This is a genomic window from Rhodospirillaceae bacterium (assembly GCA_018660465.1).
Taxonomy (GTDB): Bacteria; Pseudomonadota; Alphaproteobacteria; order Rhodospirillales; family JABJKH01; genus JABJKH01.
The window spans coordinates 74,460-86,822 of the sequence record JABJKH010000072.1; the positions used below are offsets into that span (position 1 = coordinate 74,460).

9 protein-coding genes are annotated in these 12,363 nt (G+C 52.3%); 6 read left to right on the plus strand and 3 right to left on the minus strand.

Annotated features, from left to right (window positions below; translation table 11 throughout):
• Positions 1-27 precede the first annotated feature (27 nt).
• The gene (locus HOM51_10945; protein ID MBT5035020.1) at positions 28-1,830 is read right to left on the minus strand and encodes an ABC-F family ATP-binding cassette domain-containing protein; all 1,803 of its coding nucleotides are present in this window, start codon (positions 1,828-1,830) and stop codon (positions 28-30) included.
• Between the two features lie 82 nt (positions 1,831-1,912).
• On the opposite strand from HOM51_10945, the gene HOM51_10950 reads away from it, so the two are divergent.
• From HOM51_10950 to HOM51_10965, 4 genes are all read left to right on the plus strand, one after another.
• A complete protein-coding gene (locus tag HOM51_10950) occupies positions 1,913-2,251 on the plus strand; it encodes a DUF1491 family protein (protein MBT5035021.1) in 339 nt (112 codons plus the stop codon).
• 183 nt (positions 2,252-2,434) lie between these two features.
• Positions 2,435-3,226: a flagellar motor protein PomA gene (locus HOM51_10955; protein MBT5035022.1), complete on the plus strand. Its 792-nt coding sequence runs from the start codon at positions 2,435-2,437 to the stop codon at positions 3,224-3,226.
• Between the two features lie 2 nt (positions 3,227-3,228).
• Positions 3,229-4,032 carry an OmpA family protein gene (locus tag HOM51_10960; protein ID MBT5035023.1) on the plus strand — a complete coding sequence of 268 codons (804 nt, stop codon included), beginning with the start codon at positions 3,229-3,231 and terminating at the stop codon, positions 4,030-4,032.
• Between the two features lie 200 nt (positions 4,033-4,232).
• On the plus strand, positions 4,233-7,445 hold the full coding sequence (locus tag HOM51_10965; protein ID MBT5035024.1) for a CHAT domain-containing protein: 3,213 nt from the start codon (positions 4,233-4,235) through the stop codon (positions 7,443-7,445).
• Between the two features lie 4 nt (positions 7,446-7,449).
• Here HOM51_10965 and HOM51_10970 read toward each other — a convergent pair whose 3' ends face one another.
• Positions 7,450-8,952, minus strand: coding sequence for an anthranilate synthase component I (locus HOM51_10970; GenBank protein MBT5035025.1), 1,503 nt, complete (start codon positions 8,950-8,952; stop codon positions 7,450-7,452).
• Positions 8,953-8,966: 14 nt separating this feature from the next.
• The gene (locus tag HOM51_10975; GenBank protein MBT5035026.1) at positions 8,967-10,850 is read right to left on the minus strand and encodes a hypothetical protein; all 1,884 of its coding nucleotides are present in this window, start codon (positions 10,848-10,850) and stop codon (positions 8,967-8,969) included.
• Positions 10,851-11,064: 214 nt separating this feature from the next.
• Here HOM51_10975 and HOM51_10980 point away from each other — a divergent pair, with 214 nt between their 5' ends.
• Positions 11,065-11,829, plus strand: a complete 765-nt coding sequence (locus HOM51_10980) for a triose-phosphate isomerase (protein MBT5035027.1) — start codon at positions 11,065-11,067, stop codon at positions 11,827-11,829.
• A gap of 140 nt (positions 11,830-11,969) precedes the next feature.
• A complete protein-coding gene (gene secG, locus HOM51_10985; GenBank protein ID MBT5035028.1) occupies positions 11,970-12,293 on the plus strand; it encodes a preprotein translocase subunit SecG in 324 nt (107 codons plus the stop codon).
• The last annotated feature ends 70 nt before the right edge of the window (positions 12,294-12,363 follow it).

Genomic DNA, 12,363 nt, shown 5'->3' on the forward strand with positions numbered 1-12,363 from the left:
CTGAAATAGAAATGGTTCATTGTGAAATTAAGACTCGGTAAGGTTTTCTTTAAGCAACTCGAGAGCCAGCCATTCTTCCTCGAGTGATTCCTTTATTTTTATCATTTTCGTTATAGAATTAGATAAATTTATCAATTCATTAGCGTTACCAGCAAACTGGTTGGTATTTTCCATTTTTTTGGACAATATTTCAATTTCTAGGTCCAATTCGTCGATCTGATCAGGAATCATTAAGAGCGCGCGTTCCTGTTTGTAACTAAGTTTTTTTTTCTTTTTGGCAGATGTTGTCTTGGGTTTCTCATCGGCCTTAGCTTTGGGCTTCGCTGAAGTGATGTATTCTTGCCTTTGAGTTAGGTAATCGCTGTATCCACCGGGATATTCCTGAACCTGACCGTCTCCTTCTAGAGAGATGGTCGAGGTGACGATCCGATCGAGGAAATCACGATCATGGCTGACCAGAAGTAGGGTGCCATCATAGTCCGATAGAACTTCTTGAAGGATGTCCAAGGTATCAATATCGAGATCATTTGTCGGTTCATCCAAGACCAAAAGGTTGGAGGGCATGGCTAATGCTTTTGCCAGCAAAAGACGATTCCGCTCTCCTCCAGACAAACTTCCAACAGGACTTTTTGCCTGACTGGGTGCAAACAGGAAATCTTTCAAATAAGAAATCACATGTCGCCCGATACCACCGACAAAAACTTGATCCCCACCTTGGTCACATAGCGTGTCCCAAACAGATTTAGATGGGTCCAACTGGCTCCGGGTCTGATCAAGAAACACAGGCGTAAGGCTCGTTCCTAGTTTTATTTTTCCACTATCGGGGGGAAGGTCCCCCAGCAGGATCCGCACCAACGTCGTCTTGCCGGCACCATTGGGGCCAATAATGCCAACTTTATCGCCACGCAGAATTCGAGTTGAAAATTTATCCAAAATCACAGTGTCGCCGTAGGATTTGCAAATATCTTCAACGTCGACCACAAGTTTACCCGACGACTCACCTGATTTTGCGGCCAATTTAACCTGTCCAGGCGTTGAAATCTGTGCCGCGCGGTCGCGTCGAAGGTCTCGTAGCCGCCGCATTCGGCCCATATTGCGTTTACGCCGGGCCGTGATGCCTTGGTGCGACCAGACAGTTTCCTGGGCGATCAACTTATCGAGCTTTTTTGTTTCGGTTTGTTCCTGGGTCAGGATTTCTTCGGACCAGGCGTCAAACCGACCAAACCCTTCATCCATTCGGCGCACAATACCACGGTCGAGCCAAAACGTGGTGCGGGTCAGAGTTTCGAGAAAACGGCGGTCATGGCTGATCAGGACAATTGCGCCGCGGTAGCCAGCCAATTCCTGTTCCAGCCATTGAATGGTCGGCATATCAAGATGGTTGGTTGGCTCGTCCAACAACAAGATATCCGGTTCAGGGGCAATAACGCGCGCCAGGGCAGCGCGCCGGGCTTCTCCGCCTGACAGCGTTGTGGGGTCCAAGTCTCCTGAGATTCCAAGGGCTTCCATGTAGATATCAGCTTTATAGGCGGCATCAGGTCCTTGATCCGCGAGCCCTTCATTCACAAACGCCCTGACAGTATCGTAACCTCCAAAATCTGGTTCTTGCGGGAGATAGGCGATCTGGGTGCCGGGCTGAACAAAACGTTCGCCGCCGTCGGCTTGACTAATATCTGCGATCACCTTCAACAGGGTCGATTTACCGGCACCATTACGGCCCACCAGACAAATCCTGTCATTACCATGAATGGCCAGCTCAGCCCCCGTGAACAAGGGAGTTTCGCCAAACGCGAGGGTAATATCTTTGAGGGTAATTAAGGGCGGTGCCATGAGACGCGTAATCGGGGCCTGTACATTTGTTGAAGTGGGTACTAGTCCTTAAGTGCTTCTCACGCAAGAAAAAGGCGAATTGGTGGAAAAAGATCGATTGCGATCAGGGTTTTGGATCAGCGCTCAAGTCCGGTTATGCGATCAGGCGTTTATCCCTGTGGCTGTATTGCACAAGGGGGACCCGGATGCTGGGGCAATATTGTTGAAACTCAATCGCTTAGCTGCGGGTTGTGAGGTCTTAACGCAGGTTCGAAACATCGACGGCACCCCAGCGTGGATGAGAGGAACTGGTGAAACGCTGGTAAATGAAGAAGATGCAGATGCATATATCGACCGCCAAAGAGGGCGCGACCCTGATCTCTGGGTTCTAGAGATTGAAGACCCGGACCGCCGTTATGATCTCGATGGAGAGATTATATAGCTCTAACACCTTAATTATATGATGTTATTTCGGTTAGTGTGATGTTCGTCACAGGTTCTGAAATTCTAATGCGTTTAAATTGACGCATACTTTTAGATGGTGCACTGTTTCCCTCGTTCTACTGGGCCTATATCATTTGGTCGATAATTGAATAGAGAACCCCTTATTTTAAAGAGATAACAAATGGATTTTGCAACGCTAGCCGGATTATTTATCGGCGTTTCGGTTGTGACCCTGGCGATCCTAACTGGGTCCGATTTTTCGATTTTTCTTAATTTACCCGGGATTTTGATCGTTCTTGGCGGCACGTTTGCCGCGACAATGATCAAGTTTCCCATGTCGGGCTTTATGACTGCGTTGCCAATTGGCATTAAAGCAGCATTCACCAATGACAAGACCGACCCCCGTGACTTCATTTATCAGGCCGTTGCCATGTCCAAGCGGGCACGGAAGTCCGGTTTGGTTAGCCTCGATGGCGTAAAACTTAAAAACCATTTTTTTGCCCAAGGGGTGCAGTTGTGCGCCGACGGTCGGGACCTTGATTATATCCGTATGATCTTGACCCGCGAAATGGCCCGCTCCATCCAACAAGAAGAAATGGGTGCCAAGGTCTACGCTGCGATCGGCGAGGCCGCGCCTGCCTTCGGCATGTTTGGAACCTTGGTCGGCCTTGTGCAAATGCTGGCCAATATGAGCGACCCGACGACCATTGGCCCGGCCATGGCTGTGGCGTTGTTGACCACCCTGTATGGGGTGCTGATCGCCAACCTGATCGCTCTGCCCATTGCTGACAAGTTGGAGGCAAAGAGCGACGTCGAAAAGACAACCCGTGGCTTGATCATTGAATGCGTTTTCCAAATTCAGCAAATGACCAACCCGACGGAAATGGAAGAAGTGCTTGAACCCTTCCTACCTGAAAAAAGACGTCCGGCCGGGAAGGGGTCCTATACCGGCAAGAGGAAAGGTGGCAAATAGTCATGTCCAGTGATGGTTTCATGGCCAATCCAGCCAAAGTGAAGGTTGCGCGCAGCGGCGCGCCGCGATGGATGGTGACGTTTGCTGATCTGATGTCCCTGTTGTTCGCGCTGTTTGTCCTGCTGTTGTCGTTTGCGGATGTCGATCTTGGAAAGTTCACGAAGAACGCGAGTCAGATCAATGAAGCCTTCAATAACCCCGAAGCGGCGGGAGCGTCATTTAGTCTCGATGAACTTCAGCAGCGCGAACAGGATTTACTAGACCGCGAGGGGCAAAATGCTGAACTGCTCGCCCTCAAAGCGGATAGAGAACGCCGCAAGGCCGCTCTTGTATCAACCCTTAAAGAGTCCCTCACAAAAGAAATCAACGACTCGGTCATTCAATTGGTGGAAGACGAAAATGGTGTTGTTCTGCGCTTTCCGAGCAAAACAGCCTTTCCTGCCGGTGGCCGGGACCTCTCAAGCCGGATGAGGGCTACTTTGGATAAAGTTGCGGTTATGTTAAATCAAAGCAAAGGCGAAATCATTGTCACGGGGCACACGGATAACGCCCCCATATCAACCGAACTCTTCCGGTCCAACTGGAGCCTATCGACTGAACGGGCTGTTTCTGTTGTTCATTATCTAATTGGGAACAACAATTTACCCGCGAACAGAGTCGTAGCCCAAGGCCTCGCCGACAGTCGACCCCTCACCACCAATGATACGCCGGACAATCGAGCCCAGAACCGCCGCGTAGAAATCTTAATCAACGTCCCCAAAACCAAGCCTGGCGAAGCGAAGATCGAGGTGGAGCAGGGCGGCTAGGGACGCACATGGATATTCACTGCCAACTCTTGTGTCTTTCAACCTATAAACCTAAATGAGTCGACTAATTCACATACCTTAGTATGATTTTATTGCTTGGTGGCTGCTTGTTTTGCAACGGTTAGACTGCGGGCTTTCATTTTTCTGCGGATGCGCCTGTTGGCAAGCGGCTTCCGATAAATCTTATTGGGGAGGGTTTCGTGCACGCAAAGTTCTTTCTCGTTTCAGCCGTCTGTTTGTTGCCATTGGTTTCAGGGTGTCAAACCGATTCTGCGTCTCAGGCGCAGCCCGAAACCGTTAATTTAGAGCAGGCAAAGAAAGTCACGGCGACTTTTGAGCGCAGCGGATTTACGCCACCACCTCCTAATATCGAAGACATAACGGCGATCCTGGACAAGGAAAAGCCAGATCCTACAGCGGCGGCAAAAGCGCGGGCCGCAGCCGACCGTTCTCCTCCTAAAGGTCTTGGAGGTACTGAACTTGCCGCGTTTCTTTACGAACGATCGCTCGCTGCCTCAAAGGTTGGACGTCTGAAACAACGCTTGGCCGATATTAGCAAAGCTGTGAGCCTCGCTGAAAAGCATGGCGGCCCTTTGGGACAATACTTACAAGAGCTCTCTTTCACCGAAGATAATGCTGGCAATCTTCGCAACGCGCTAAAAATCGCACTTCGGCGTGCCGAAGTGGAAGAGGCCACACGGGAGCGCCTATCTCACGGCACTTTAGGGCGAATTGTAATGAGCTATCGCCAAATTGGCGATATGGGTCAAGCCAAACAGTGGTTGGAGAGGCTAAAGGAGCGGAATGACCGATCAGTCGATTTTTGTGCTGGAAGTTCTCAACCATCATGCAAAGGAATGCCGGCGGCGACGGCGATTCGCTACAGCATAGCCGCGCTTATGTTGGCTGCCGAGGGAAAGTTCGAGGAAGCGATAGAACTGCGTAAGAACACACAAACTATGATTGACCAATTTCTCGACAAACCAATAGCAGGCCATTTGTCCAAGGATACTTATGTTGATTGGGCGGATAATTCTTTGCAAACAAGTGCTTTACTTAAATTAAGGGCGGGCAGGCTACTTGAGGCTGAAATCGATTCGCGAGCCGGGCTGTCCCGTGTTTTGAAAACAAAGGGGAAATTTTCCTCGCAAGCGGGAAGGCACATCCTAAGTCTACACCGTATAATTTTCGAGCAAGGCCGGTTTGAGGATGCAGAAGCCCTGGCCCTGGAAGCCTTAAAGATTATCAAAACCGTTGGTACCGAAGAAGATACCAAGACCATGTCGGATGCGCGGGCGTTCGTTGCCAATTCACTTGTGGCTCAAGCTGAATGGAAGGCAGCGGCTGGCTTTTATGACAAGATTGAGCGAGCACTTCAACGTGATGCGGTGACTCGGCGCTCAGTGTTGGGTGATAACCTTAGCTTAGTTTGGGCGCGCTACCGTACCGGCAGTGTTAAACCCGGTATCGCGGGTGCACGCAGCATATTTTCCGCACGCAGCAAGAACTTTGGGAAATCCAACTACCTAACGGCCGAGTCGCAGGGGTTTCTTGCTATGGGGTTGCTATATGACGGTAAGATTTCAGAAGCCCTGAAAGAATTCCGAGGCGCAACTTCTGTCTTACTGACGAGCGCCCAAGACTCGGCGAAAGATCGCAGCAAGGTTTCTGCGCGTGATCTCCGCTTAGGGGCGATTCTGGATGCTTATTTGGAGTTACTGGGCAGTGCCGAAGGCGGGAAGGCTGCTACACAAATAGGGTTTGATGCTGTCTCTGAAGCGTTCCGGGTATCCGACTTCGGTCGCTCCCGCTCCGTGCAAAGCGCCCTCGCGGCCTCAGGTGCCCGTGCGGCTGCAAACACCCCAGCCCTTGCCAAGTTGGTCCGCGAGGAACAGGACACCCAGAAGCAAATCGACGGTATATTTGCGATCTTGCGAAACGCGCTTACGGCCCCCGGTGATCAACAGGACGCAAAGTCGATTGCTTCACTTAGGACTGCCATCAAGGCTTTGCGTGCGAACAACAAAAAGCTGACAGCTGAAATCGCCACCAAGTTCCCGAGCTATACCGAGTTGATCGCGCCAAAGCCGCCGACACCTGAAAGCGTGCGCAAAAGTCTGGCTCCGGGCGAGGCTCTGATTTCATATTACCTGACCGAAAAGAACGCCTACGTTTGGGCGGTCCCGAAGACCGGACCCATCGCCTTCGCCAATGCCGCCCTCGGCAAAGAGGATATTGGCGAGATGGTCGATGATTTGCGGGAAGCCTTAGACCCAGGTGTCGGGGAATTGGGCAAAATACCGGACTTCAACGTGGCCCTTTCGCACAAGCTCTATAAATCCTTGTTGGCTCCCGTGCGAAGAGGGTGGAAAAACGCTAAATCTTTACTGGTTGTCAGCCACAAATCCTTGAGCAAGATTCCGCTTTCGGTATTTGTGACCAAACCGAGCAGGCTTCCAAAAGAGTCCGGTGCGCTGTTCGCCAAGTATAAAAATATTCCCTGGTTGGCGAAGACCCACACGGTAACGGCTTTGCCATCGGTGGCGTCGCTTGTCTCGCTTCGGGCACGCCCAGCGGCGGCAAAAACCCGGCGGGCGTTCGTCGGATTTGGTGATCCTTACTTCAGTGTCCAGCAAGCCACCGCCGCGAAGCAAACGGCATCGGTTCAGGTGGCTGCCAGCATGAGAGGTGCATTGATGCGGGGCGGGCGCGTAAATCTTCGCAGTGCGCCCAAATCTCGCGGCGTAGGCAATTCGGAATTGGCCAAGTTGCCGCGGCTTCCTGATACCGGTGAAGAAGTCGTCAGTGTCGCTAAGGCACTAAGGGCAGATCAAAAGCGTGATGTGTTTTTAGGGACTCGGGCAACAGAGGAGGCCGTCAAGCAGGCAAATCTCTCCGACTACAAAGTGCTCCACTTCGCCACCCACGGTCTCATTCCGCTGGACTTGAACGGCTTGACCCAACCCGCCTTGGCACTTTCATCGCCGAACTTAACAGCCGGAACACGGGAAGATGGATTGCTGACCATGGGTGAAATTCTCACGCTCAAATTAGATGCTGACTGGGTTGTCTTATCGGCGTGTAACACCGCCGCCGGTGAAGAAGGTGGCGAGGCCTTTTCCGGACTTGGCCGGGCTTTCTTCTATGCAGGAACTCGGGCGATCTTGCTGTCGAACTGGCCGGTTGAAACCACCAGTGCGCGGGCTTTGACGACGGACCTTTTTAAACGCCAGGCCGACCAAAAAAACCTGTCTCGATCCCAGGCCTTGCAAGCCGCAATGGTGTCCTTGATCAACGGTGAAGGCTACATCGACCCTAAGACCAATAAAGTCGTCTTCAGCTACGCCCATCCCATCTTCTGGGCACCGTTCTCATTGGTGGGAGATGGAGGAGGGGGAAGGCCGGGAGCTTAAAGCCTTAGTCGAGGGGGTACTTAACCGCTTCTTCTGCCGCCTTCAGCAAGGCCTTGGCTTTATTGCTGCTTTCCTGGAATTCGGCTTCTGGGTCTGAATCAGCGACAATGCCGCCTCCCGCTTGCACATACATGGTGCCGTCTTTGACGATGGCTGTTCTGAGTGTGATGCAGGTGTCCATTTGACCGTCCGCCCCGAAATAGCCAATGCAGCCCGCGTAGATGCCGCGCCGGAGCGGTTCCAGTTCATCGATGATTTCCATGGCACGGACTTTGGGCGCACCGGAGACCGTTCCTGCCGGAAACCCGGCGAACAGAGCACTGACTGAGTCATATGCGGGGTCCAGATCGCCTTCAACGTTGGAAACAATGTGCATGACGTGGGAATAGTACTCGACGATCATTTGATCGGTGACCTTGACCGTACCGACCTTGGCCACGCGTCCGACGTCATTGCGGCCGAGGTCAAGCAACATCAAGTGTTCAGACAGTTCCTTTGGGTCTGCCAACAAATCTTCTTCAAGTGCTAAGTCTTCGGCGCGATCTTTGCCGCGGGGCCGAGTACCGGCAATAGGACGGATGGTGACTTTATCGTCACGAACTCGGACCAGGATTTCAGGACTGGACCCCACCACTGAAAAATCAGCAAAATTTAGCAAGAATAAAAAAGGCGACGGATTGAGCCGCCGAAGCGCGCGATACAGAGACAGAGCCGGCATATCGAAAGGCACACTGAAGCGTTGGCCCAACACAACCTGGAAAATATCGCCCGCCAGAATGTATTCCTTAGCCTTCCCAATCATTGCGAAGTAGTCATCTTTGGGCATGTTGGAAACTGGATTTAACGCCGGTGCTTCAGTGCTCATTTCCAAACGTCCATGGGGCAGGCTGGCTTCAAAATCCGCGACGATGTCGGCCAGGCGCTTTTCAGCATCCGCATAGGCCTGCGCCGCATCCAAGCCCTCGCGAGGCCGGACAGGGGTGATGACAGTTACGACGTCTTCAATGGTATCGAACACAGCCATGACCGTAGGGCGCACGAAAATTCCGTCTGGAGTTCCCAGAGTATCGGGATTGTCGTCCGGCAGTTTCTCAACCAAACGCACCGTGTCATAGCCCATATAGCCGACCAAACCGGCTGCCATAGGGGGAAGCCCGTTTGGCAGATCAATCCGTGATTCCGCTACCAAATCGCGCAAGCTATCGGTCACAGGCCCTTCGCATGGGGTAAAGGTATCGGTGTTGTTCTCCGCATCTCGATTGATTTCGGCCTTGTCACCAAAACAGCGCCAGATCAGGTCCGGGTTCAGCCCGATAAATGAATACCGCCCGCGAACAGCGCCGCCTTCGACGGATTCAAGTAAGAAACTGTTCGGCTTGTCGCGCGCCAATTTCAGCATGGCCGACACGGGCGTTTCTAAGTCAGCACCCAACACAACCCATGCGACCTGCGGTTTTCCAGCCTCATAGGTGCTCCGAAAGGAACCGATGTCGGGTTGTATTCTCATTATACTATTATGGCTTACAAGGGGGCGTTAAGGGCCTGGGTATTGATGGTCACGCCGTAACTTTTGCGCAGACCATCAGCCAGTTGCCGAACCAAGTCTTGACGAATACTCTCGGCAATGTCGTTGCCGAGGGCTGTATGCGCTTTTTTGTCTGCGCCAAGTGCTGCGGGCTTAACCTGCTTCAAGCGGGCAACGATATAGCCATTCCCGTCGCGCCCAAATGCAGCTTCGCCAGGGACCATCTCAAACACCTTGCCAGTCAGGACAGGGGGCAGAGAATCTTGAGAACGTGTCGGTTGGCGCAGCAGGGCTTTTCTTTCCTTGTACTCAAACCCGTTGGTCTTAGCGACTGCGGCCATATCAGTGCCGGAACCTTTAATTTGGGTGGTCAGCTTTTCGGCAATTTTGCGCGCACCTTCGGCCCGTTGAGTTTGGTTCCACGCCTCTGTCACTTCCTTGCGAACAGTGTCCAGGGGTCTAAGGACCGCAGGCGTTACGCCATCAACCTTTAGTGCAAAATACCCATCTGATCCGGCTTCGGTCATTTGGCTGTCGTCGCCCAACGGGGTTTCGAAGGCAACATTCAGGAACTGGCCTTTCGGCAAGTTGGGCACGGGCTTACCATTGGCATCGCTGCCAGAGCGATCAACAGAACCTATTTTAAGAATTTTAAGCCCGAGACGGTCAGCAGCTTCTTTCAAGGTTGCCCCACCACCCAGTTCATCTTCAACCTTGTTGGATAGACCGAACAAGCCATCCAAAGCCTTCTCCCGGGCAATGTCGGACTTCAGACGATCTTTGAGTTCGGCATAGGTCTTAGAGCGGCCTTCCTTAACGTCTTTGACACGTATGATGTGCCATCCGAGCGGGCTCTTAACTGGCGCGCTGGATTTGCCTTTCTCGACCGCAAATGCAGATTCGGCCAATTCAGGCATCATTTGTTCCTTGGTCATGAAGCCAAAGCCGAGAGACTCTTTATCTTGGCCGGCGACTTCTTTACCGACCTCTTCAAAGGACCGGCCTTCACTCAGCAATTTTTCGGCCTTTTGCGCCGTCTTCTCATCGCTGAAGACCATTTGCATGATGTCGCGCTGTTCGGCGACGGAGAATTCATGGGCGCGTTGGTCATACGAAGACTTAATTTCATCCTCACTGACAGCAATTTCCTTAGCTAAATCATCGGCGGTCATGCTGATGACGGTGAGGGCTCTGTATTCCGGAGCGGTAAAGCGAGCGGCTTTATCTTTATGAAATTTTGCCAATGTCGCTTCATCGGGCTTCGGCAGGTCTGTTGCGGCTGAATCGGGAATACGAATTGTTTCTGCCGTGCGCTGTTCCATTCTATGACGATAAAGGTCATTGGTAAGCTTTTTCGGCGCGACCACGCCGTACGCCAGACTCGAGACAAATTGATTGCGCTCCATGTCACCACGCAGCAATTCGACGTATCCGGTCTCGCTGAGACCTAAATTGTTTATGGCTTGGGTGAAGCGGGTCCGATCAAAGGTGCCAAGTTCGCTTTTGAACTGTTTGCTCTCGCGGATGGCTTCAGCGACTTGATCGTTGCTGATGGTAATCCCAAGCTTTCCCGCGCCTTGAGAAATCAGGGTGCTGTCGATCAGCTGGTTCAATGTCGCGCGGGTGATGCCCATGGAGCGCGTTTGTTCTTCGGTCAAGTTTTGACCGGTCAATTGCCTGAACTCGTTTAGCCGACGCTGAACTTCGTCGCGCAATCGGTTGCGGCTTATTTCTCTGTCACCGACGGTCGCGGCTACAGATGATGAATCGCCTCCCATGCCGATGTCACCAATGCCCCAAATGGCGAAGCTGAGAATCAGCAACCCCAAAAGTGCTTTGACGACTATTCCTCCGGTTTGTTTGCGAATGGCTTCTAGCATGTCAGTATCACAGTAATTTCAGTTAAGACCCAGGGTGTGTAGCGCCTTATGTACCCCTTTAAAAACGTACAGGCGCGCGCGGCATCATAAGTGCGGGCGGGATAACCCTCAACACCGAATTTAGGCCCCCATTTCACAATTGGCGGATTGCTTGACCGATGGGCGGCATATGCTAAGTAAATCGTTAAATGGTTAGTCAAAAGGAATCTACCGAATGAGCAGCTCAAGACGCCCCCTTATTGCGGGAAATTGGAAGATGAATGGCCTTGTCGCCGATGGCAAAGCATTGGCCGCAGCACTCGCCGCAAAGCGGAGCGACGCCGGGGACGTGGCTTTTGATATGCTGGTTTGTCCGCCGTTTACACTGGTTTCGACGATTGGTGATACGATATCTGGATCTGGGATTTCGCTTGGCGCACAAGACTGCCATACAGCTGAAGCAGGGGCTCACACGGGGGACATCAGTCCGGCTATGCTTAAAGATCTTGGTTGTGAATTCGTTATTGTCGGGCATTCGGAACGCCGCACGGATCATGGCGAAACCGATGATTTGGTGAGAGCGAAGGCAGAAGCCGCTATCGCTGCGGGGCTACAAGCTGTGATCTGCATCGGTGAAACAGAAGCCGAGCGAGATGCAGGCAAAACCTTTGATGTGGTGCGGACGCAAGTGCAGGGGTCAGTTCCCTCCGTTGCAACAGCGGTTAACTCTGTGGTGGCTTATGAGCCTGTCTGGGCTATTGGAACCGGGCGCACCCCCACGACCGATGAAGTGCAAGAGGTTCACGCCCTGATCCGTGCAGAGCTTGCAGGAATTGTTGGGGCTCATGAAGCGGAGGGAACTCGGCTTCTTTATGGCGGATCTATGAAACCAGAAAACGCTATGGAATTATTGGCCTTAGCAGATGTAGACGGCGGATTAATCGGCGGCGCAAGCCTGAAGCCCGACGATTTCTGGGCAATTGGGGAGTGTTGTTCCTAATCACTAACGGCGGAATCCACTCGTCTTGTATTTTTAAATTTTAAAAACACCCTAGCCATTCTGGAACTTTACGACTAAATACCACGTGAAATGAGAACAAAGGGGGCGCGATGTGTGCTCCTGCTAGCGGATAATCCAATATGCAGACGTTTATTCTGGTTATTCATCTGATCTTGGCGATTGCCATGGTCGCGGTGATTTTGTTGCAGCGGAGCGAAGGCGGCGGTCTTGGGATCGGTGGTGGCAGTGGCGGCGGCGGCGGCGGTTTCATGACCGGTCGTGATACAGCCAATCTGTTGACCCGGACGACGGCGATTTTAGCGGTCGGGTTTATTGCAACCAGTTTAACCCTGGCGATCTTGGCATCGAACAGCTCGAAAAAGGGCTCGATTCTCGATTCGCCGAAGCCAGCAGTCCAAGAAGCACCCAAACCGACCGGGCCGAGCGCGCCGTTGGCAAATTAATTTTTGGGGACACGCCCACGACTTCCCCAGAACTCTGGGGGTTTTACGAAATTTTTTAAAGAGGTGGCAA